26 protein-coding genes and 1 pseudogene are annotated in these 23,396 nt (G+C 33.9%); 25 read left to right on the top strand and 2 right to left on the bottom strand.

Translation table 11 applies throughout. The annotated features are described in order from the left end of the window. From SPJ17_RS05970 to SPJ17_RS05960, 3 genes and pseudogenes are all read left to right on the top strand, one after another. A pseudogene (locus SPJ17_RS05970) lies at positions 1-541 on the top strand (F0F1 ATP synthase subunit beta); the annotation flags it as partial. Next, positions 541-933, top strand: a complete 393-nt coding sequence (locus SPJ17_RS05965; RefSeq protein WP_321093547.1) for a F0F1 ATP synthase subunit epsilon — start codon at positions 541-543, stop codon at positions 931-933. The pseudogene SPJ17_RS05970 and the gene SPJ17_RS05965, both read left to right, overlap by 1 nt. Positions 934-937: 4 nt before the next feature. Next, positions 938-1,165 (top strand): hypothetical protein, encoded by a 228-nt coding sequence (locus SPJ17_RS05960; RefSeq protein WP_321093545.1) that lies wholly within the window; start codon positions 938-940, stop codon positions 1,163-1,165. A 180-nt stretch (positions 1,166-1,345) separates the two neighbouring features. Here the strand turns inward: SPJ17_RS05960 and SPJ17_RS05955 are convergent, their stop codons facing one another. After that, positions 1,346-1,960 carry a YigZ family protein gene (locus tag SPJ17_RS05955; protein ID WP_321093542.1) on the bottom strand — a complete coding sequence of 205 codons (615 nt, stop codon included), beginning with the start codon at positions 1,958-1,960 and terminating at the stop codon, positions 1,346-1,348. 85 nt (positions 1,961-2,045) lie between these two features. On the opposite strand from SPJ17_RS05955, the gene SPJ17_RS05950 reads away from it, so the two are divergent. From SPJ17_RS05950 to SPJ17_RS05885, 14 genes are all read left to right on the top strand, one after another. Next, complete coding sequence (locus SPJ17_RS05950) at positions 2,046-3,131, top strand: hypothetical protein (protein ID WP_321093539.1); 1,086 nt, start codon at positions 2,046-2,048, stop codon at positions 3,129-3,131. A 12-nt stretch (positions 3,132-3,143) separates the two neighbouring features. Continuing rightward, positions 3,144-5,237 (top strand): type I pullulanase, encoded by a 2,094-nt coding sequence (pulA, locus tag SPJ17_RS05945; RefSeq protein ID WP_321093536.1) that lies wholly within the window; start codon positions 3,144-3,146, stop codon positions 5,235-5,237. Next, on the top strand, positions 5,221-6,102 hold the full coding sequence (locus SPJ17_RS05940) for an HD domain-containing protein (protein WP_321093533.1): 882 nt from the start codon (positions 5,221-5,223) through the stop codon (positions 6,100-6,102). The genes pulA and SPJ17_RS05940 overlap by 17 nt, the downstream gene beginning before the upstream one ends. A 196-nt stretch (positions 6,103-6,298) precedes the next feature. Beyond that, positions 6,299-7,111 carry a hypothetical protein gene (locus SPJ17_RS05935; protein WP_321093529.1) on the top strand — a complete coding sequence of 271 codons (813 nt, stop codon included), beginning with the start codon at positions 6,299-6,301 and terminating at the stop codon, positions 7,109-7,111. Continuing rightward, positions 7,102-7,365: a PqqD family protein gene (locus tag SPJ17_RS05930; protein ID WP_321093527.1), complete on the top strand. Its 264-nt coding sequence runs from the start codon at positions 7,102-7,104 to the stop codon at positions 7,363-7,365. The genes SPJ17_RS05935 and SPJ17_RS05930 overlap by 10 nt, the downstream gene beginning before the upstream one ends. Next, complete coding sequence (locus tag SPJ17_RS05925; protein WP_321093524.1) at positions 7,358-7,774, top strand: S24/S26 family peptidase; 417 nt, start codon at positions 7,358-7,360, stop codon at positions 7,772-7,774. The genes SPJ17_RS05930 and SPJ17_RS05925 overlap by 8 nt, the downstream gene beginning before the upstream one ends. Beyond that, entirely contained in the window at positions 7,771-9,351 is a 1,581-nt protein-coding gene (locus tag SPJ17_RS05920; RefSeq protein WP_321093522.1) for an ABC transporter ATP-binding protein, read from the top strand. Before SPJ17_RS05925 ends, SPJ17_RS05920 begins: the two co-directional genes overlap by 4 nt. A gap of 285 nt (positions 9,352-9,636) precedes the next feature. Then, positions 9,637-10,677 (top strand): phenylalanine--tRNA ligase subunit alpha, encoded by a 1,041-nt coding sequence (gene pheS / locus SPJ17_RS05915; protein ID WP_321093520.1) that lies wholly within the window; start codon positions 9,637-9,639, stop codon positions 10,675-10,677. A gap of 1 nt (position 10,678) precedes the next feature. Beyond that, positions 10,679-13,051, top strand: coding sequence for a phenylalanine--tRNA ligase subunit beta (gene pheT, locus SPJ17_RS05910; RefSeq protein ID WP_321093518.1), 2,373 nt, complete (start codon positions 10,679-10,681; stop codon positions 13,049-13,051). Between the two features lie 330 nt (positions 13,052-13,381). Further along, complete coding sequence (gene rpsL, locus SPJ17_RS05905) at positions 13,382-13,804, top strand: 30S ribosomal protein S12 (protein ID WP_321093516.1); 423 nt, start codon at positions 13,382-13,384, stop codon at positions 13,802-13,804. A gap of 52 nt (positions 13,805-13,856) precedes the next feature. Further along, positions 13,857-14,327 carry a 30S ribosomal protein S7 gene (gene rpsG, locus SPJ17_RS05900; RefSeq protein ID WP_321093512.1) on the top strand — a complete coding sequence of 157 codons (471 nt, stop codon included), beginning with the start codon at positions 13,857-13,859 and terminating at the stop codon, positions 14,325-14,327. Between the two features lie 23 nt (positions 14,328-14,350). Beyond that, entirely contained in the window at positions 14,351-16,417 is a 2,067-nt protein-coding gene (fusA, locus tag SPJ17_RS05895) for an elongation factor G (RefSeq protein WP_321093511.1), read from the top strand. Between the two features lie 128 nt (positions 16,418-16,545). After that, positions 16,546-17,730 (top strand): elongation factor Tu, encoded by a 1,185-nt coding sequence (gene tuf / locus SPJ17_RS05890; RefSeq protein ID WP_321093509.1) that lies wholly within the window; start codon positions 16,546-16,548, stop codon positions 17,728-17,730. Positions 17,731-17,854: 124 nt separating this feature from the next. Further along, a complete protein-coding gene (locus SPJ17_RS05885; protein ID WP_321093506.1) occupies positions 17,855-18,301 on the top strand; it encodes a hypothetical protein in 447 nt (148 codons plus the stop codon). A gap of 50 nt (positions 18,302-18,351) precedes the next feature. On the opposite strand, the gene SPJ17_RS05880 is transcribed toward SPJ17_RS05885, so the two are convergent. After that, positions 18,352-18,978 carry an MscL family protein gene (locus SPJ17_RS05880; protein ID WP_321093504.1) on the bottom strand — a complete coding sequence of 209 codons (627 nt, stop codon included), beginning with the start codon at positions 18,976-18,978 and terminating at the stop codon, positions 18,352-18,354. A 196-nt stretch (positions 18,979-19,174) separates the two neighbouring features. Between SPJ17_RS05880 and SPJ17_RS05875 the strand changes: the two genes are divergently transcribed. The 8 genes from SPJ17_RS05875 to SPJ17_RS05840 all read left to right on the top strand — a co-directional run. Next, positions 19,175-19,312: a hypothetical protein gene (locus tag SPJ17_RS05875; RefSeq protein WP_321093501.1), complete on the top strand. Its 138-nt coding sequence runs from the start codon at positions 19,175-19,177 to the stop codon at positions 19,310-19,312. A 39-nt stretch (positions 19,313-19,351) separates the two neighbouring features. Continuing rightward, on the top strand, positions 19,352-20,110 hold the full coding sequence (locus tag SPJ17_RS05870; RefSeq protein ID WP_321093498.1) for a TatD family hydrolase: 759 nt from the start codon (positions 19,352-19,354) through the stop codon (positions 20,108-20,110). Positions 20,111-20,165: 55 nt separating this feature from the next. Next, complete coding sequence (locus SPJ17_RS05865; RefSeq protein ID WP_321093495.1) at positions 20,166-20,624, top strand: hypothetical protein; 459 nt, start codon at positions 20,166-20,168, stop codon at positions 20,622-20,624. Between the two features lie 270 nt (positions 20,625-20,894). Further along, positions 20,895-21,182 carry a 30S ribosomal protein S6 gene (gene rpsF, locus SPJ17_RS05860; protein WP_321093493.1) on the top strand — a complete coding sequence of 96 codons (288 nt, stop codon included), beginning with the start codon at positions 20,895-20,897 and terminating at the stop codon, positions 21,180-21,182. Between the two features lie 15 nt (positions 21,183-21,197). After that, on the top strand, positions 21,198-21,695 hold the full coding sequence (locus SPJ17_RS05855) for a single-stranded DNA-binding protein (RefSeq protein ID WP_321093492.1): 498 nt from the start codon (positions 21,198-21,200) through the stop codon (positions 21,693-21,695). A 23-nt stretch (positions 21,696-21,718) separates the two neighbouring features. Then, positions 21,719-21,967 carry a 30S ribosomal protein S18 gene (gene rpsR / locus SPJ17_RS05850; protein WP_321093489.1) on the top strand — a complete coding sequence of 83 codons (249 nt, stop codon included), beginning with the start codon at positions 21,719-21,721 and terminating at the stop codon, positions 21,965-21,967. 788 nt (positions 21,968-22,755) lie between these two features. Continuing rightward, positions 22,756-22,974 carry a hypothetical protein gene (locus SPJ17_RS05845; RefSeq protein WP_321093486.1) on the top strand — a complete coding sequence of 73 codons (219 nt, stop codon included), beginning with the start codon at positions 22,756-22,758 and terminating at the stop codon, positions 22,972-22,974. 96 nt (positions 22,975-23,070) lie between these two features. After that, the coding region (locus tag SPJ17_RS05840) for a GNAT family N-acetyltransferase (RefSeq protein ID WP_321093483.1) at positions 23,071-23,396 on the top strand (326 nt) is incomplete at its 3' end.

The raw sequence follows: 23,396 nt of genomic DNA, 5'->3' as shown, positions 1-23,396 counted from the left end.
TACTTCTACAAAGGAAGGATCAATTACATCTATTCAAGCAATTTATGTTCCAGCAGATGACTATACTGACCCAGCCCCTGCAACAACATTTACTCATCTAGATGCAACTACAAATCTATCACGTAAGCTTACAGAAGAGGGAATTTATCCAGCGGTAGATCCACTTGCTTCAACATCAAGAGCCTTACAGCCAAGTATTGTTGGAAAAGAGCATTACGAGGTAGCAAGAAGAGTTCAGCAAATTATTCAAAGATACAATGAATTACTAGATATTATTGCAATTCTAGGTATGGATGAATTATCGGATGAAGATAAAATTGTCGTTGCGAGAGCTAGACGTATTAAGCTATTCTTATCCCAAAACACATTTATTGGTGGACAGTTTACGGGTATTCCAGGTGTATATGTACCAGTATCTGAAACCGTAAGAGGCTTTAAAGAAATCCTAGACGGATTACATGATGACTTACCAGAAGAAGCATTCCGTATGGTAGGTACAATTGATGATGCCATCAAAAAGGCTAAGGAATTAACAAAATAATGAATGTTGTTGTTTCTACACATCAGGGCGTATTATATAACGAAGAGGTTGACTATGTTGTTGTACATAGCGATACCGATGGTGAATATGCCTGCTTAAAGGATCATGTTCCTGTTATATCTGTAATGGATACAGGATACATAAAGCTTGTAAAGGGTAAGGATGAATTTTATGTAGTAATTCAAAGTGGAATCTTTGAATTTAAGGATAATTTAGCTCAGGTCTTAGTCCAAGAGGCAATGATTGGTAAAACCTATGAATCTGCAAAGAGTCATTTACTTTCCATAAGACAGGAGCGTCTTGAAAGAAACCGTAAGGAATCTACAGATTTCACAAAGATGGAGCAGGAGCTTCGCGAGAATATAAAAACAACGAAGGCAGGCTCATTATAAAAATATGATATTAGGAATTAATGTATATAATCTAGTATATACCTGTGTATATTTACTTATGTTTGTCCTTGTTTATTTTGTAATCCTACAAACAAACTTTGAAAAGCTATTTAAGCAAGGACAAATTTGGGCAATAAGAATAGGACAAATTCTAATTTCTTTAGCCTTTGCCTATTTAATTACACAAGGTATTATGGGATTAGTTCAAGCTACACAATTCACAATACAATAGGATTTTAAACGGGATTTATATCATCAAATGAGATGGTATAGTCCCGTTTTTATTTTTGTCATGTATATTTTCTTAATGTGACGCTAAAATGAAAAGTAAATCACATATTTTTTTGTTAGAAGCGAGTCAAGATATATAGAAATAGAAAGAAAAAAAGAAATTTTAACAATTTCTTTTTTCTCATTCTATCGGTACCTCAATTTGAAATTCACCAAGAAGGGTTAGTGTATCTGTAGATATTTTATATTTGTATAAATCTTCTTTTAGAGAAGCATATTTATCTAAATCGCAGCTTCCTGTAAGAATTACATCCTCCATAAATGCTTGATCCTCTATATGAATATAGGGAAAAACTTTAAGTAATGTATTATAGCTAGGATAGGATATAGTAAGTGTAAACTTCGCTTGCATCTTTGTATCATATAATTTTGCAAGCTTTAAGCATTCAGATATAGAAGAAGAATAAGCTCGGACAAGTCCTCCAGCCCCAAGTAGGATTCCACCAAAATATCTTGTGACTATAGCTAATATATTGGTCATATTGTTTTTCTTTAATACATCAAGCATGGGAGCCCCTGCCGTCTTGGATGGTTCTCCATCATCTGAGGCCTTTTGTATTTCTTGGTTATCTCCTAATATATATGCATAGCAATTATGTCTTGCATCATAATGCTTCTTTCTTACATAGGCTAATTTTTCTTCAACCTCTTCTATAGAATTCACTCTAAAGAGTCTTGTGATAAATTCTGATTTTTGAATTACAATTGTATTTTCATAGGTATCCTTAATTCTCATAAAATTCCTCCTTAGATCATTTATATTATATATTTATTTGTTTCAAAAGGAAAACAAAAAATGATATAATGGATTTGGTGTTAATATGGACTTGATTGAAATAGGAAAGAATATTTTAAAAAAAATAAATAGCCTAGGATATGATGCCTATATTGTCGGTGGTGCAGTTAGAGATTTCATCCTTCAAAAGGAAATTCATGATTTAGATCTTACAACGAATATGCCACTTTCTTTATTGAGCGAGCATTTTACGATTAAGGAGAATGGCAGTGATTATGAAAGTGTTACGATTGTAATGGAGAATTATTCCTTTGAGATTACGCATTTTAGGCGTGATATAGAATATACAGATCACAGGCACCCTAAGGTAGAATTAGTAGATAATTTTTTCATAGATTCTACAAGAAGAGATTTTACAATAAATGCTTTAGCGATGGATTCGACTGGCGAAATTTTAGATTTTCATGATGGACTAAAGGATTTACAGGATAAGGTTATAAAAACGATTGGAGACCCATTTTTACGATTTACTGAGGATGCCTTAAGAATCCTAAGAGGATTATATTTTGCATCGAAGCTTGATTTTGAAATAGAATCCAATACCTTATTTGCGATGGTGGATAAAAAGGAGCTATTAGCCACACTATCCAAAGAAAGATTATATCAATATTTCATTAAAATCCTATATGCAGATACAGATAGAGGAATAAGATATATTAATGAATTAAATTTATTTCAATATATCCCAAAATTTAAAAGATGGTTAAATCTTGTAGATAAGAATATGAAGCAAGAGGATTTAATATATTACTATTATTTGCATAAGCATGATTATCCTATGTCACCTACAAAGGAGCAGGTTAAAATTTCAAATATATTAGATACTCTTTTAAAAACAGACGATTCTTATACTTTGTATAAAAATAAAGACTACTATTTTAAATTTAAGGATATACTTAGGCATTTTGGCTGTGATATAATAGGGCGGGATAAAAAGATAGAGGCATTTCCTATACTATCCGATAAGGACTTAAGCTTAAGTAAGGAAGAAATTGCATCATATTTTGATGGAAAGGATAAGGCTTTAGCTATAGAAAATGTTCTTCGTGCTATCTTAAATAACGAACTTGAAAATGATAAAGAAGCTATAAAAAAATTTATTTTGAAGTAAGGATGTGTAATTATGATAAAAGGAATGAAGGCATATATTGATTCATTTGAATTAATTACTATATTAGTTGAAAAAAGCCTATGTTATCCAATTAAGGTATTTTATTTCATTGATGGAGATATCAAAAGAAAGCTTGAATTTTTAGATTTAGCTGAGGATTGTGGGGAATTCTATAAATTCCGTATGAAATTTGACCCAAGCATTGAGTTACATAAGGAATATATTATTGAAGATGAAAGTGGTAATCGTTGCTTCTTAAGAAGTGGTTCTATTATAAGAAGCTATGAATTTGAAAGAAGATTTGCTTATGAGGGACCTTTGGGATTTGAATACCACAAGGAATATACAATATTTAGAGTATGGAGCCCTGTTGCTAAAAAATTAATCGTAGAATTATATAAGGATACCGGTAAGGAAAGACATAATTTCACTTATGTTCATCAGGGATTATGGGAATGTGTAGTGGATGGAGATTTAGATGGTGTTGGCTATCTTTTATTCGTTAAGGTTAACGAAAGATTACAAGCATTACTTGATCCATATGCAATAGCTTCAGCTGAAAATGAGAAATTTAATTTCGTAATTAATACAGATAAGCTATATAAGATGAAATACCCTAAGCCTGAATTTAGTGGAAGATATACGGATGCGATTATTTATGAAGCATCTATAAGAGATTTTACAAATCAATTAAAGGGTGAAAATTCAGGTACCTTCTTAGGTATGGTGGAAAACCATCCAACAGAGGGCGGTCCTACTGGACTAGATTATATTCAATCCTTAGGTATTACACATCTACAATTACTTCCTACTTATGATTTTGGTGGTGTAGATGATGTTGAGAAGGATTCAAGATATAACTGGGGCTATAATCCAGATCAATATATGGTACCTTGTGGATGGTATTCTAAGCATCCTGAGGATCCATATTCAAGAATTAATGAGCTACTTGAATTCATTGATGAATGCCATAAAAGAGGTATTCGTGTCGTAATGGATGTTGTATTTAACCATGTATATCATTGGAAAAGCTATGGCTTTGAAAAGCTTGTTCCAGGATATCCATATAGAGTAAATTATGATGCGACTGTAAATAATGCAACTGGCTGTGGAAACACCATCGCAACGGAAAGATTTATGAATACAAGATTCATTACAGATACCTTGAGTTTTTATACAAAAACCTATAATGTATCTGGCTTTAGATTTGATTTAATGGGCCTATTAGATATCAATTCCTTAAATAGAGCCTATAAGGCATTAAAGAAAATTGATCCAAAGATTATGGTATATGGTGAGGGATGGAATATGGATAATCCACTTCCTGATGAATATAGACCTCATATGTATAATCATAAGAAAACTCCAGGCTATGCCTTCTTTAATGATAGATATAGAGATTATGTAAGAGGATCTCAATGGGATAGATCCTTTGGTTATGCCTTTGGTGGTGGTAAATCCTTATATGATTTAAATAAATTAGTTTTAGGATCTTGCCTAGATTATTATAAATTTGAAGAGCCAACACAAACGATAAATTATGTGGAATGTCATGATAATTACACCTTCTATGATTTTGGATTCTATGCACTTAAGGAATCCGATAGTAAGGTTAAGGATGCTGCAAGACTTGCATTAAGCCTAATTTTATTATCTATAGGTGTACCATTCATTCATGCAGGACAGGAGTTCTTTAGAACTAAGCGTGGTGTTGAAAATGCATATAATGCATCCGATTATATCAACGCCATTGATTATAAAAGAAGAGATGAAAATATTGATACGGTCAACATGGTGCGCGATTTAATTAAAATCCGTAAGGAATATGATTGCTTTAGAATCTCAAAGAAGAGCGAGGTACTTGAGCGTGTTCATACCCTTGAGGGTGTAACCACATTACACACTGCAGGTATTATGTACGAAAATAAGGATTGTAAATTATATGTTTTTGCTAAGAATGATAAGAGTGAATACAAGGTTGATGTAGTATCAAGTGAGATGATATTTGATGGCTTTAGAAAGTGTAGCATCAAAGGGGATTCCTACACTCTAAAGGAACCAGGCATTTATGTCATCAGAAAGGATTCTAATGTTATTTGTAGGTAAGGTAGCTGGGATTAATTCCTCAGATGGAAGAATTAATCTATTAGTTACAGATAAAAATAAGGTTCAAATGAACCTAAAGATTAATGATGAAAACGGAATAGTACTTGGTAAGGTTTATGCCTTTGAATATGATGCTATAGATAAAAAGGAACGCACTTCCTATATTGTAAAAAGCTTTAAGGAGGTAACGGAATTACCGCTTACCTTAATGGATGAAACTCTAAGAGATTTCTATAAATCCTCACCAATTTCGCTTGAGGCTTCTGAAAAGGAAATCAATCGCTATATCCAGTTAATCTCTAATGAAAAGATAAGAAAGATTACAGAATTCTTAATCTTTCATTATCATGATAAATTCTATACATATCCAGCTGCATCAAAGATGCATCATGCCTATGTTGGTGGCCTTGCATATCATTCCATTGGAATGCTACATTTAGCTGATGGCTTTATTGAAAATTATCCATATTTAGATAAGGATTATATCTATGCAGGTATAATGCTACATGATATTGGTAAGGCCATTGAATTGACTGGCTGCGTCGATACAGCATATTCCCTAGAGGGGCAATTGCTTGGACATTTAGTTATTGGCGCAATGGAAATTGAAAAGGCAGCAGAAAAGCTAGGCTATAGTGGCACAAAGGAAGTATTGTACCTAGAGCATATGTTAGTAAGCCACCACGGCTTACCTCAGTTTGGGGCAGCAAAAAAGCCAATGACGGCAGAAGCGTTATGCTTATGGCATATTGATACGATTGATTCTAAATTTAGAACCTTAGGTGAGGTATTAGAGGGAACAGAAAGTGAAACCTTTACCGATGCTATCGGCGTATTCGATAGATCTAAGGTTTGGAAAATCTAAATATTCTTTTGAAGCATTTTCTATATTTTTGGCTATAAAGACTTTAGAATTATTTGATGACTTTACTATGGATCAGGCCCTCTTGGATTCTTTATAGGGCTTTTCGTAGTTTTCCTTGATGAACATATAAGATGAGCTTTATAACACTTTTGTTTGGAAAGAATGAGAATAAGAAATTAGGAATATAGGTGGATTTATGGATGTTATTCAAATTGCTAAAGTAAATATATTGGTGGAATTTACGCATAGATCTAGCTTTAAATCCCTAGATAAATATATTGTAGATGAGACAGCTGAATATAGTATTCTTACTAAGAAGGATTATGCTATAGAATTACCTGATGTAGAACCTATTAAAACAGAATATTATGATTTATATAAGACTAAGGATATATCCATTCAAATACAAAAGGAGGGAAATACCTTACTTGGCTATATTATCTATTTGGGTAAAACAATTCTATTAAAGCCTGTGGTGGATACCTTTACTACAGAATATTTATTGAGTCAATATGCTATAAGCTATATTATGGCATTCAATCAAGCTTTAATCTTTCATGGCTCAAGTTTTATCTATAAGGATATGGGGATTATCTTATCAGCAAAAAGTGGAACAGGGAAATCGACGCATTCTAGATTATGGCAAAAATATGAAAATGTAGTTGTCATTAATGATGATAAAAATATTTTAAAAATAGAAGGTAATGATTTAATTTGCTATTCCTCCTTATGGAGCGGTAAGCATCAATTAGATAATAATGTAGCTAAAAAGCTATCCTGTATTGTATTTTTATATCAAAACAAGGATAATGTTTTAACAAAATTAACGAAAATTGAAGCCTTTAAAAGGCTCATTACACAGCTTGTATTACCAACTATGGAAAATAAAGAATTATGGGATAAAATTATGGATAAGCTACTAGAATTACCTATATTCTTACTCGGATGTAATATGGAAAAGGATGCTTATTTAACATTAAAGAATGGAATGAATGAAGTATGCTATTAAAGAATACCTTTTTATTTAAAGAAATTGGAGAAGAAGGAATGCTAATTCCTATTGTTGGTGGGAATGTAGATGCATCAAAAATCTTTAATTTAAATGAAACTGGCACATATATTATGAAAAAGCTTTTAGATGACTATGAGATAGATGAAATAATAGACTCTATGATAGATGAATATCAAATAGATAGAAAAACATTAGAAGAAGATTTGAATGCATTTATTGAAGAGCTTAAGAAAAGAGGCCTCTATGAATAAAATGGAGGATTTATATCCTCTAATTTTAGATGCATTTTCTAAGGATTTAGTTTTTACATTTCCTATTCATGGTACATCGATGCTGCCACTTCTTAGAACGAATGATTTGGTGACATTAAAAAAAATCGATAGACCACTTTCTATTGGAGATATTGTATTATTTAGAAGATTTGATGGTTCCTTTGTGTTACATAGAATAAGGTATATAAAAGAGGATCAATATACCATTGTTGGGGACCATCAAAGACCTTTAGAGAAAAATGTATCCAAAAATCAAATCATTGGATATGTTATTTCCTATACAAAGAAGGATAAGGTCCATAATATGAAGGGGCTAAGGTATAGGATATATAAATGCTTAGTTAAATCCTCTTTTATTAGAGGTGTTTTTGGAAGGTTATATAAATGAGGAATAAAAAATATACGATTATTCTTTCTATACTTACCGTATTAGAAAGTATATTTGTTCTATTAATTCCATATTTTACGAATCATTTGGTGGATAATAGCTTAGAAGGTAGTAAAGATAATTTCATTCTTTATTCTATATTGCTTACAGCAACAGCTATAATATCTATTTTTTTTCATACGCTTAATAATTTCTTATATTCCAAATTTTCCCTAGATTTAGAGGAAAATATAAAAAAGGAATTATATGATTCTATGTCAAAGAAGAAATATAGTGAATTAAGTAAATATCATTCTGCAGAAATAGAATTATTATTTACTAAGGATACCGATAATATCATTCATAAGAAATTAGTCATTATTCCTTCATTCATAAGAACTATAGTGAGAGTGCTTCTTGCATCGATCCTACTCGTGTATATCGTTAAATTTGATTATAAGCTCTTATTGATTCTAATTGCATCTGGTATCGTTGGCATTTTATTTGCTAAAATATATTCTCATTATATGAAGCCAAGACATAAAAATGTTTTGGAAAGCGAAGGTAAATCGAATGCCTTTATTGTGGAATCCAATGAGAATTTAAAGATTATTGAGGCTTATCAAGCCAATAGCTTTGCATCGGATTACTATGATTCTTTATTAAATAAAGAAATAAAGGATAAAAGAAGAAGAAATCATTTATTATATGGTGCGAATTCTTTATTATATGCATTTTCTTCCATTATTTATGTAGGACCAATCCTTTATGGAGCTATAGGAATATATCATAATTGGTTTACCTATGGTGCATTAATCGCACTCGTGATGCTTGTGCGTCAAATTGAGTCTCCACTAATTTCCTTATCCCCACTTATGAATCAATATGCATTAGCTAATACAAGTATAGATCGAGTAAATAAGATGCTAAATATAGAGGAAATGGAAAATATAGAGAGTATCGATTTTGATTCCATTGTCTTTGAGCATGTATCCTTTTCTTATGATATAGAACACCCTGTATTAAAGGATGTATCCTTTGAGATAAAAAGAGGGGAAACTATATTATTATCAGGTCCATCAGGTATTGGTAAATCTACCTTATTCATGCTTATGATGGGATTTATTCGTCCTAATTCTGGAAATATTTATTACATTAAGGATAACAAAAAGGAAGAATTATCCTTTAAGCATATTTCTTTATTTAGTTATGTACCACAGGAAAATATTTTATTTAGTGGTACACTAAGAGATAATTTTAAAATATTAACGAATAAGAGCGATGATGAAATTATAAATGCATTAAAGCTATCGAATGTATATGATGAAATCATTGCCCAAGGTGGGCTTGATTTAAAGCTTAAGGATAGAGGTGAAGGATTATCCTTAGGTCAAATCCAGCGTATCTTAATTGCATGTAGTATATTGCATGATTCACCTATATTATTATTAGATGAATTTTCTAGTGCCTTAGATATAGAAAATGAAAAGAGAATCATTTCGAATTTAAAGAGTATGAATAAAACAATTATTTATATTACCCATAGAGTAGTCCATATGGAAAATGATAAAGAGATTTGTTTAAAAGAAGTAGATTAAGCTTCTTGAAAAGAGAAATTAGATTTAGTATAATATTTATGTTTACAAAATGATGATGAAGGACATGGTAGCTAAAAGGCTTCAAGAGAGGATTACATTTGGTGAAAGTAATCTAAGAGAATAGGCTATGAGTTCACCTTCGGAATGGTGCTAATCCCACCCGCTAAGCCGCGTTATGGCAGTTGAGTGCAAAGTTTTTTCTTTGAACTAAGGTGGTACCACGGTAATTCGTCCTTAGAGCGTTATGCTTTAAGGACTTTTTTTATTTTTGAAAGGAGAAAAAATATGAGTCAATTAGAAGAATTAGACAAGGTGTTAGAGGATGCAGAAAATGAATTAAATACTGTATCTGATTTACAAACATTACAGCAAAAAAAGGCGAATTATTTAGGAAAAAAAGGGCCTATTGCCTTAATTATGGCTACAATGAAGGATTTATCCGTTGAAGCTAAAAAGCAAATGGGTATGAAATCGAATAAGATTAAGAGTGCTCTTGAGGCAAAATTCGAAGAAAAGAGAAAGGCTATAGAAGAGGCTATTATTGAAAAGAAGCTTCAAAGTGAAACGATTGATGTTACACTTCCTGGTGTAGCTATTCCTACGGGTGGAATTCATCCTTTAATGCAAACGGTTATGGATTTAGAGGATTTATTCATTGGTATGGGATATACGGTTGCAGAGGGTCCTGAAATTGAAACGGATGAATACTGCTTCGAAAAATTAAATTTACCTAAGGGACATCCTGCAAGAGATATGCAGGATACCTTCTATATTAATCCAGAATTATTATTAAGAAGCCAAACCTCTCCTGTTCAGGTAAGAACAATGCTTGAAAAGAAGGGTGAGCCTATTAAGATCATTTGTCCTGGTAAGGTTTATAGAAGAGATGCAGATGATGCGACACACTCTCATCAGTTTATGCAGTGTGAGGGCCTAGTTTTAGGTAAAAATATTACTCTAGGTGATTTAAAGGGTGCTTTACTCGAAATGTTTAGAAAGATGCTTGGTGCAGATAGAAACATACGTCTTCGCCCATCCTTCTTCCCATTTACTGAGCCTTCTGTTGAGGTTGATGTTTCCTGTGGGCTTTGTGGTGGTAAGGGATGTCCAACCTGCAAGGGTACTGGCTGGATTGAGGTTTTAGGTGCAGGTATGGTGAATGATAATGTACTTAGAATGTCAGGCTATGATCCTAAGGAAATCCAAGGATTCGCCTTTGGCATTGGCGTTGAGCGTATTACAATGATGAAATATAAGATTGATGACATTCGTAATTTCTATTTAAACGATGTCAGATTCTTACATCAGTTCAAGGAGGTAAAGTAAGATGAAGGTTTCTAAGAACTGGTTAAGCGAATATTTAGATTTATCTAAGTATACGGATGAGGAATTATATAAGATTATCAATTTCAAGGTATGTGAAATTGAAACCTATAAGAAAATGGTTGAGGCAACGAATTTAACTGTAGGTTTAGTTAAGGAATGCGTTATGCATCCAAATAGCGACCACCTACATGTTTGTCAGGTTGAAATAAGACCAGGCGAGGTATCTCAAATTGTTTGTGGTGCACCTAATGTTGAGGCAGGCAAGAAGGTAATTGTTGCACTTCCTGGTGCAGTTTTACCTGGAGATTTCAAGATTAAGCCATCGAAAATTCGAGGCGTTGAATCTAATGGTATGCTATGTAGCCTTCAGGAATTAGGTATTGAAGAAAAATATGTAGATGAGGAATTCAAAAACGGAATCTATCTATTTCATGATGATGTAGAGGTTGGTGCAGATCCTTTAAAGGTATTAGGCTTTGATGATACGATTATCGATTTAGAATTAACCTCAAACAGAAGTGATTTATTATCTATTGAGGGGGTCGCCTTCGATGTAGCTGCAGCAACAAATCAGAAGGTTTACCCTGTTTGTGCGGATTTTGAGGTATCAAAGGAGAAGAATCCTATTACGGTTAAGGTTCTAACAGATAAATGCTATAAATACAATGCTAGATATTTAGCTAATGTTAAGATTATGCCATCTCCACAGTGGATGAAGGCAAGATTAATTGCCTCTGGTATTCGTCCTATTAATAATGTTGTAGATATTACGAATTTCGTACTTATGGAAATGGGTCAGCCACTTCATGCCTTTGATGCAGATAAGCTTGGTAATACAATTGTTGTAAGGCAGGCTTATGAAAATGAAAAATTAAAGACATTAGATGATATTGAAAGAACATTATCTCCTGAGGATATTGTAATTACGGATGGCAAGAATGCTGTATGTGTTGCAGGTGTTATGGGTGGATTATCTACAGAAGTAGAAAATGACACAAAGAATATCGTACTTGAGGCAGCATATTTTGATCCACTATCCATTAGAAAAACATCTACAAAGATTGGTCTTAAGAGTGAATCCTCTACAAGATTTGAGCGTAAGATTGATTACGATAGAGTAGAGCGTGCTTTGGATTATGCATGTCAACTAATGGTTGAGTTAGCTGGTGCTACGGTTTATGATGGTGTTGCAAGAGATGTTAAGGTTACCCAAGAGCCAAAATATGTAACAATTACAACAGAAAAGATCAACCGTGTTCTCGGCACAGAATTAACGGATGAATTTGTTTTAGATATCTTTAATCGATTAGCTTATGAATATACAAAGAATGGATTAGAATATACAATTAAATTACCATCCAGAAGAATGGATTTAGAACCATCTGCCCAAGACATTATCGAAGATGTTGCAAGAATGTATGGATATGATAATATTCCAACAACGATTGCTGCAACAAGAGATAAGGGCTATTTAACCTATTCTCAAAAGAGAACAAGATTAATTCGACAAATTTTAGCAAATCTTGGATTAAATGAGGCGGTTTCCTATTCCTTAATTAGTGAGGATGAATTAGGCTATTATGTAGAAGAGGTAGAGGAACCAATTAAGGTTTTAATGCCACTTACAGAAGAAAGAGCCTACATGAGAGAATCCGTATTAAATGGATTAGTAGATGCCATTCAATATAATAAGGCAAGAAAGAATGAAAATTTAGCGTTTTTTGAAATTTCTAATGTTCATACGAAGGATAGAGAAGACTTACATTTAGGTATTGTATTAAATGGTTTATTCGAATCTCATTTATGGAAGGGTGTTAAGCAGGTTTCAGAATTCTATTTATTAAAGGGTATCGTCGATGATTTATTTAATAAATTAAATTTCAAGGTTACTTATCAAGCTTATAATAAGATTTCATCCTTCCACCCAGGCAGATGTGCGGCTATTATGCATAATGGTAAGCAAATCGGTGTACTTGGTGAGCTTCACCCTAAGTTTGCGAAGGCACATGATGTTTTAGGTACTGTAGCATTTGAAATGGATTTACAGGATATTATAAATGAGGATAATGGCTTAAAATATCATCCAATTAATAAATTCCCATCCATCACAAGAGATTTAGCTATCGTAGTTAAAAGGGAAGTATCTGCAGAGGAAATTGTAACCTTAGTTAAGCAAACGGCAAGAAAGTATTTAACTAAGATAGATATCTTCGATGTATATACAGGTGAAAATGTTTTAAATGATGAAAAATCCATTGCGTTTTCAATGACATTTGAAGATCCTACAAAGACTTTAGAGGCTCAAGAGGTGGATAAGGTTATTCAACAGGTATTAAACCGTTTAGAAAGAGAAATTGGTGCTAAGCTTCGTTAATGGGCTATAGACTGTAAGGCGTTTAGTTTTACAGTCTTTTTTAATGCCTGTTTTCGAATTACACGCTTACACGTACATCGGTGTTTCTTTTTAAAAATAATTGTTCATTATTTGAAAGCATATTTTCCTCGTAAATCCCTTAGGTAAGCCATTTTTGTCTTTACACACATATCGGTGTTTCAAAATGTACAAAAAATAATCAAAAAAAATTGCATTTTCATGTTGACATTAACTTATAATTTGTTATAATTGAAACGCTGTCGTAAATTTGCCGTTTGAAACGGATTTATATATCACAGTATGTCATATTTGAAAGGAGAAAATCAATTTATGCCAACTATTGAACAGTTAGTACGTAATGGAAGAAATGACAAGATCTCTAAGTCTAAGTCTCCAAGCTTAGGTATTGGATTCAATACATTAGAGAAGAAGTACACAAAGGTTCCTTCACCTCAGAAGCGTGGAGTTTGTACCCGTGTTACTACTATGACACCTAAGAAGCCAAACTCAGCTTTAAGAAAGTATGCCAGAGTTCGTCTATCGAATGGTATCGAAGTTACAGCTTACATCCCAGGTGTAGGCCACAGCTTACAGGAGCACAGTACAGTACTTATCCGTGGTGGACGTGTTAAGGATTTACCAGGTGTACGTTACCATATCATCCGTGGTACTTTAGATACTACAGGTGTTGCTAACAGAATGCAGGCTCGTTCTAAATATGGTGCTAAGAGACCTAAAGCAACTAAGAAGTAAAAATTATTTAAACTAAAAATATTGAAAGATCAAATCAAAGGAGGAAACGATCATGCCTCGTAAGGGACACATTGCAAAAAGAGACGTGCTTCCAGATCCAATTTACAATTCTAAGGTAGTTACAAGAACAATCAATGCAATTATGTTAGATGGTAAGAAGGGTACAGCACAGACAATTTTATATAGTGCATTCGACATTGTTAAAGAACAAACAGGTCAGGATCCACTAGAAGTATTTACAAAAGCATTAGAAAACATCAGCCCAGTTCTTGAAGTTAAGAGCCGTCGTATTGGTGGTCAGAACTATCAGGTACCTATCGAAGTTAGACCAGAAAGAAAGCAGACTTTAGCTTTAAGATGGTTAGTTAAATATTCTCGTTTAAGAAGCGACAAGACTATGGACGTTAAGCTAGCAAAGGAAATTATGGATGCTGCAAACGGCGTTGGTGGTGCTTGCAAGAAGAGAGAAGAAATGCATAAGATGGCTGAAGCTAATAAGGCTTTCGCTCATTACCGTTGGTAATTTTATTTTAGGAGAAAACTACAATGGCAAGAGAATATACATTAGAAAATACTCGTAATATCGGTATCATGGCACACATCGATGCTGGTAAGACCACAACTACAGAGCGTATTCTATACCATACTAAGAAGATTCATAAGATCGGTGAAACACACGATGGAGCTTCTCAGATGGACTGGATGGAGCAGGAAAAGGAAAGAGGTATCACAATCACTTCCGCTGCTACCACTGCTGTATGGAAGGGCTATAGAGTTAATATTATCGATACTCCAGGTCACGTAGACTTCACAGTTGAAGTTTCTCGTTCCCTAAGAGTATTAGATGGTGCCGTTACAGTTCTTGATGGTCAGGCTGGTGTTGAGCCACAGACAGAAACTGTATGGCGTCAGGCTACAGATTATAATGTACCAAGAATCGTATTCGTTAATAAGATGGATAAGATTGGTGCAGATTTCGCATATTCTGTAGGTACAATTCATGACCGTTTAGGTGCATGTGCAGCTGCTATTCAGTGGCCAATTGGCGCTGAGGATCAGTTCAAGGGTGCTGTTGACCTACTTGAAATGAAGGCATATGTTTATGATGGCGGTCCAGATGAAAATTATACAGTAACAGATATTCCAGCGGATTTAGTTGATATTTGTGAAGAAAAGAGAGAAGAATTAATCGACACATTATCTCAGTTCGATGATGATTTAGCTATGGCTTATCTTGAGGGCGAAGAGATTTCTGTTGAGGAACTAAAGAGAGTAATCCGTAAGGCTACTCTTTCTGTAGAATTCTTCCCAGTTCTATGCGGTAGTGCATTCAAGAACATGGGTGTAAAGAGAGTTCTAGACTATGTTATTGATTTCTTACCTTCTCCAGTTGATGTTGGAGCAATTAAGGGTGAGAATGCTGATGGTGTTGAAGAAGAAATTAGACCTACAGATGATGCTCCATTTGCAGCATTAGCTTTTAAGGTTATGACTGACCCATTCGTTGGTAAGTTAACATTCTTCCGTGTTTACCAGGGTACAACATCTTCTGGTTCATACGTTATGAACACTACAAAGGGTGTAAAGGAAAGATTAGGTCGTATCATGCAGATGCATGCAAATCACCGTGAGGAGATTAAGGATGTTTATGCTGGTGATATCGCAGCTGCTATCGGTTTCAAGAACACTACTACAGGTGATACTATCACTGCTGAAAACTCTGATATTATCCTTGAAAAGATGGTATTCCCAGAACCAGTTATCTCTGTTGCAGTTGAGCCAAAGACTAAGGCTGACCAGGAGAAGATGGCTAATGCTTTAACAAAGCTTGCTGAAGAAGACCCAACATTCCGTAGATATACAGATCAGGAAACTGGTGAGACGATTATCTCCGGTATGGGTGAGCTACACCTAGATATTATCGTTGACCGTATGAGAAGAGAATTCCACGTTGAATGTAACGTAGGTGCTCCTCAAGTATCCTACCGTGAAACAATCACTAAGATTGGTGAGTGTGAAGGTAGACACATTAAGCAGTCTGGTGGACATGGTCAATATGGTCATGTTTGGATTCGTTTCCAACCTAACCCAGGCAAGGGCTATGAATTCGTAGACTCTGTTGTTGGTGGTACAGTACCAAAGGAATTCATTCCATCTGTTGATAAGGGCTTACAAGCAGCATTACCTAATGGTGTACTTGCTGGTTACCCATTAATTGATATTAAGGCTGAGCTATATGATGGTTCTTACCATGATGTAGACTCATCTGATGCAGCATTCCAGGTTGCAGCTTCCTTAGCAGTTAAGGCTATTAAGGACAAGTGTGCTCCAGTTATTCTAGAGCCAATCATGGAAGTAGACGTTACAATTCCAGAGGAATATGTAGGTAACGTTATTGGTGATTTAACTTCAAGAAGAGGTCGTCTTGATTCTCAGGAGAAGCGTGGAAATGGTATGAAGATCCGCGCTTATGTACCTCTTGCAGAAATGTTTGGATATGCAACAGCTCTTCGTTCGAATACTCAGGGCCGTGGTAACTTCGTAATGCAGATGCATAATTATGAAGCTTGTCCAAGAAACATTATGGAAGATATCATCAAGAAGAGAGCTTAATTATTATCTTTTAGATAATTTAAGACATAATAAGTATTTAATATACTTGAAAACCCTAACCGATTAGGGTAAAATATAAATCGGTAAATTTTGAAAATAAAAACATACATTAAAGGAGAAAATTTAAAATGGCAAAGGAAAAATTTAACCGTACTAAACCACATGTAAATATTGGTACAATCGGACACGTTGACCATGGTAAGACTACTTTAACTGCTGCTATTACTACAGTTCTTTCTAAGAAGGGCTTAGCACAGGCTAAGGACTATGGTTCTATCGACGCTGCTCCAGAAGAAAGAGAAAGAGGTATTACTATCAATACTGCTCACGTTGAGTATGAGACTGAAAAGAGACACTATGCTCACGTTGACTGCCCAGGTCATGCCGACTACGTTAAGAACATGATCACTGGTGCTGCTCAGATGGATGGTTCTATCTTAGTTATCGCTGCAACAGATGGTCCTATGGCTCAGACTCGTGAGCACATCTTACTTGCTCGTAAGGTAGGTGTACCTTACATTGTAGTATTCTTAAATAAGTGTGATATGGTTGATGACGAAGAGTTAATCGACTTAGTTGAAATGGAAACTCGTGAATTATTAAACGAGTATGGCTTCCCAGGAGATGACATTCCAGTTATCCGTGGTTCTGCATTAGGTGCATTAAATGGAGATCCAAAGTGGGTTGCTAAGGTTGAAGAGTTAATGGACACTGTTGACTCATACATTCCTACTCCTGAACGTGACAACGCTAAGCCTTTCTTAATGCCTATTGAAGACGTATTCACAATCACAGGTCGTGGTACAGTTGTTACTGGACGTGTTGAGCGTGGTTCTGTTAAGGTTGGTGATACTGTTGAAATCATCGGTATCAAGGAAACTCAGTCTTCTGTAGTTACAGGTGTTGAAATGTTCCGTAAGCTTCTTGACTATGCTGAAGCTGGTGACAACATAGGTGTATTATTAAGAGGTATCAACCGTGATCAGGTACAACGTGGTCAGGTATTAGCTAAGCCAAAGAGCGTTACTCCACATTCTAAGTTCACTGCTCAGGTTTACGTATTAAGCAAGGAAGAAGGTGGACGTCATACTCCATTCTTCTCTAACTATCGTCCTCAGTTCTATTTCCGTACAACAGACGTTACAGGTGTAATTACTTTAGCTCCTGGTACTGAAATGGTAATGCCTGGTGACAATACAGTTATGACTGTTGAATTAATTCACCACATTGCTATGGAGCAGGGTACTAAGTTCTCTATCCGTGAGGGTGGTAGAACAGTTGGTGCTGGTTCTGTAGTTGAAATTCTTGAATAATTCTATTTAAAGAAGAAAATTAAAATTAGGAATCCAAGGGTTTGGATTCCTTTTTTTTCATCTTGTTTCACTTGTTAAATTTGCGTATATGTTGTAAAATAAACTAAAGCAGGAGAGGATAGGGATGAATCCAAGATATTATACAGAGCATATTTTATTTCCAAAGGTTTATTATAAGGATCCAATTAAGATAATTACAAAGCTTGTTACAGAAAAAGAAGAATACCTATACGATTTTTATTTGGCAAGCTACGAAGGACAAAAGGAAGCTTGTCCATTTCGATTAGAGGATTTTAAGGTAAATACCTATCAAATTGAACAAATTGAATTCATTGTAATGACATTACCTGATTATTTTATGGAGCCAACCCTATGTCATAAAATTATATTAGCTTATTCCTTTAATATGGATTTATATCAATACTATACCTTAGAGGATGGCAATGATCCATTATTTGGAAACTATATGCAGCTTTGCGCATGGATGGAGGGTGTTCATGCAAATTTCGGTGATTTTAAAGGCACAGAAGAAGAATTGATACAAAAAATCTATCAAACAGTAATGATGTAAAGAAAAGAAAAAAGTCGTGTTCTGATTCACGACTTTTCTTATGCTAAAAATTATTCAGCAACTTCAGTTTCAACTTGATTATCAGATGCAGCTTCAGCACCCTTAGATTGTATCTTTTCATCAATCGTTGACTTTAACTTAGCCTTAGCCTTTTCCTGAGCCTCTCTCATCTTATTGAATGTCTTTACGATTAAGAATAATACGAATGCAACAATTAAGAATGAAATGATTGCGTTGATGAATGTACCCCAGTCAATCACAGCAGATAGGTTGTAAGTGTAAGTTGTACCATGTAAAGTATACTTAGATAAGATAGTAGACTTTGCAGATTCAATTAGGTTTGAGTTTTCCTTTAGATAATTCTGATTTTCTGCAATTTGTGCAGCATAATTTGTCTCTGCTAATTTATAACCTAAATTCTGTAATTCAGAAGCTTGGAAGCTCTGACCTAAGCCGATAGCCTCATTCATACCTCTTTGCATATCATTTGCTGCAGGTAATACAGTAACTAAGCCCTTTAAGCCCCCTGGAACAGCCCAAGTACAAACACTTAGTAAAATGTTTACTAATGCATTAACGATTGCACTGAATGCACCACCGATTACAACACCGACAGCCATATCAAGAACATTACCACGAGCGATAAATGTCTTAAATTCGGCAAAAAATTTTTTCATTGTCTTTTTATCTCCTTTTCAAATTTGCAATATTATTATACCATTGCTTTCATTATATTTTCAATAATTCGTGCATTACAATTTTATTAGAATTGTATTTTTTTTATTCGTAATGTATTCTTTTGCTATTATTGGAGATTGACCATATATATTATTCTTTGTCCCTACAATCGAATCAGCATTTGCGGTAGCTTAAATGTGTAAAATATTGGATGGCGCGATTATTGGCTATGCCATAGTGAACATTATAGAAAAATATCAGGATAAGGAAGATGAATATGTTTATAATTTCTATAAAGAAATGGTAAGGCTACAAAATAGCTTTTTGCTATAACAATCATAGTGTGATATAATCCAAAGGGGGGATTTTTCTATGATTGATACACATTGTCATTTATTTGATGAAGAATTTGATATAGATAGAGAAGATGCTATTAAACGAGCTATAGATAGCGGCGTTGAAAAAATGATTTTAGTTGGATTCTCTCATAAAACAAACCAACTTGCACAGGAAATGGCAAAGAAATGGAATGTTTTTTATCCTACTGCAGGATTACATCCTAGTGAGGCTTCCCTAAATTATTTAAATGATTTTTTAGAATTTAAAAGCTTTGTAGAAAAGAATATGGTTTATGCAGTAGGCGAATGCGGTCTTGATTACCATTGGGATATTACCTATAAGGAAGAACAAAAGAAATTGTTCCGACTTCAATGCGAATATGCAATCAAGAAGGATTTACCAATCATTGTTCATTCTAGAGATGCAGCACAGGATACCTATGATATTATTGCCTCCTATAAAGGAAAATTAAAGGGTGTTATGCACTGCTATAGCGGTTCTAAGGAATTAGCATTAGAATATGTAAAGCTTGGCTTTTACATATCCTTAGGTGGACCTGTAACATTTAAAAATGCAAAGGAGCCTAAGGAGGTTGCAAAGGCAGTTCCTTTAGATTTGTTATTAATTGAGACAGATTGTCCGTATTTAGCTCCTACTCCAATGAGAGGTAAAAGAAATGAATCGAGCTATGTAAAATATGTAAGAGATGAGATTGCATCCTTAAGAGGAATAACGCCTAAAGAGGTAGAAGAGGCCACGACAAAGAATGCTATAAGATTATTCAAAATTTAGTGAAATTTGACATTTTTCAAAAAAAGTAATAGTATATTTCTAAAGGAGGAGTTCTATGAAGAAATTATTTTTAGGGATTACATATATTGTTTTAGTGGTTGTTTCATTTGTTTATTTATTAATCCCATGTGTAAAAGTGACAGTAGGTAATACACAAGAATATGTTGAACAAGCAATTATTACAAACTCAGTAGATACAGGTCTTCCTATTTTAGGATTAGTATTTATTTTCCCAACAGCAATATTCTCTATATTATCCTTAACTATGAATAAGGCTATTATTACATTCTTAAAGTATGTATTTGGTTTATTTATGGGATTATTCATTTTGGCTTCGAATATTGTTGTATTAACAAGAAACTTTAATGATATATACAGCTTATTTGTACCAATTATTTTAGTGGCTGCTTCAGTATGTGCATTAGGCATTGCTGCATACGGCATTAAAGAAGGAATTACATCAGAGAATCTAATTAAGAAAAATAACACTAACGAAGAGCAAAATGCTGAATAATAAATAATCCAACCTTATGTTAAGGTCATTGAAGACAGTCTTAGGGCTGTCTTTTCTTCTTTCCAAACTAAGGTAGTTTGACAGGCAACTACCATATAATTTAAAGAAACACAAAAAGATGTTATGCTGTATTTAGAAATCAATATTTTTCTTGAAAAAAATGTTGTTTTTTGCATGCTGTTGTGATACAATGGAAAAGCATTCGTATCGAATGCCCTTGCCCAGACTAACTATGCTGGGCCATTAAGTCCATAAGGAGGTTGACAAAAGATGACAAAGTATGAAGTTATGTACATTCTTCGCTCTAATTTAGATGCAGAGGCAATTAAGGCTGAGGTTGAATCAGCTAAGAACATTTTTACTAACAATGGTTCAAATGTTTTAGAGGTTAAGGAATGGGGCTTTAGAGAGTTAGCATACGAAATCGAGCATAATAAGAAGGGTTATTATGTTTGGATGTTAGTAGATGCTACTAAGGAAGCTGTTAATGAGTTTAATCGTCTTGCTGGATACAGCGAGCAGATCATTCGTCACATCGTTGTTGTAGATGGCGAATAATTTGAGGTAAAGCCTATGAATAAAGTTATTTTAACAGGAAGAATTACTAAAGATCCAGAATTGCGTTATACGCAAAATGGAATGGCTACTCTTACCTTTACTGTCGCAGTAGATAGACAGGTTCGTGCAAGCGATGGCACAAGACAAGCAGATTTTATTAACTGTGTTGCTTGGGGCCAGCAGGCAGATTTTATGAGTCGTTATGTTCATAAAGGAAATATGCTTGCAGTTGCAGGTAGAATTCAAACAAGAAACTACCAGGGTCAAGATGGTCAAACACGCTATGTAACTGAGGTCGTTGTTGAAAATGTTGAGAACATGACACCTAGGGATCCAAATACGGCTCCACAGCAGGGTTCATTCCAGCAGCCACAGCAAAATCAGTATCAGGGCTATAACAACCCAGGCTATGGTCAAAAGCCACAGCAGCCAGCACAAAATCAATCATCACATGAGGAAGCTCCAAACAGCTTTGGCTTAGATGATGATAATGATACATTGCCTTGGCTATAAAATTATGAAGGAGGAAATATTACATGCAGCAGAATCGTAGAAATGATCGTGACGGTCAGCGTCGTGGTCGTAAAAAGGAATGCTACTTTACAAAGAATAAGATCGAGCATATTGATTTTAAGGATGTTGAATTATTAAAGAAGTTCGTTACAGATAGAGGCAAAATTTTACCTCGTCGTGCAACTGGTACATCTGCAAAGTATCAAAGAAAGCTAGCTATCGCTATTAAGCGTGCTCGTCATATGGCTTTATTACCTTTCGTAAAGGAATAATTCCAGCTGTAATATTACAAGTCTAATTTGAACTTTTATAACAAAATAGATTTGGGAAAATTACAGATAGCATTCGCATAAAAGATTACATAAGATCGCTTAAAAGAGCGGTCTTTTTTCTATATAGAGATGTAAAAGAAATAAAAGTTATATTATATAATATAGAACAATCCTACGGCCTTTATATTCAGGCTATTTCACGCTTTCTAGCACAACTAATATAAATACTTAGTTCGTTCTTTTTGTGCGACTATTAGCTTTAAATGAGCTAAATAAATACAGATACTTTTTGTAAAATTAGTTCAGATTGGCTTTGTAAGGATACATATTGAGTTGATAAAAAGATAAGTTTTAATATGTTTTTAGATAGGAATAATATAATTTTAGCGTAGAAACTAACCTTAGTTAATTTTATATAGAAAGCGTAAGCTGAAATAATAATATTTAATATAATTTTTAGAGTAGAAAGAAACTATAGTTAGTTTTTATATCGTACTTATTATGGTACAATTTTAATATAAGCAAATAAATTGGAGTGATAAAAATGACGAAGCATTATGTGATCCAATATAAGCCTAACAATTTCAAAGATATATTTGCTCCGGAATTTACAGTTACTTTTACTATCGTTCAACTTGGTTCTATTATATTTACTTTAGTTAATAATATGTTTGTAGAAGACTTAATAGGAGCTTTAGCTTTTGTCTTGTTTCCAATAGTTATTTTTTCAATTGGCATATTAGTAATGTTTTTGTTATCAAGATATATTAACTTTTGATTATAAGACAATGAAATTTATTAAACAAACAGTATTCAAAAGAAAAACATACGATTTAAATCAGCTTAAAATAGAAAATAAATATATAAAATGTGCTGGAAACAACCCAGATTTATTAAAGATATATATATCAATTGAAGGAAAGACAATTTGTAAAATAGATGCGAATTCTTTTGAAAAGAAAACAGGATTTAATGTGGAATCAATTTTAGATCAGAACTGGGAATAAAAAAATTTAAAGATAAAAACTTAATAAGAAGAGTAGGTTCAAATAAAAATGGTTATTGGGAAATAATTAAATAAATTAGAATTTGTGGGGGATTGTATGACAATTGAAAAAGTAAGATGTAATGGCTTTTCGGAAGTTAATTTGGATGCTTTTAACCGTCAACAGGAGATTACAAGAATATATGTCAGAAAAGATGGGAAGTATGTGCTTAAAGAACAACCTGGTATGATGGACTGGAGTATAGATAAAAAAAGAGAAGCCGCTCTTGACCTTGTTGATAATAATTATATTTCCTATCTCGCAGTCGAGGAAGGAAAAATTATTGGCTTTATGAGTCTTGTGAAGAAATTGGTATCCGAGCGGATGATTCTTGATTTGATTCAAGTTGACAAGAATTTTCGTGGTCAGGGAATTGGCCGTAA

This window comes from Anaeroplasma sp. (assembly GCF_034179385.1).
Classification (GTDB): Bacteria; Bacillota_I; Bacilli_A; order Acholeplasmatales; family Anaeroplasmataceae; genus Anaeroplasma.
This window is presented reverse-complemented; position numbering and strand designations above follow the sequence as displayed.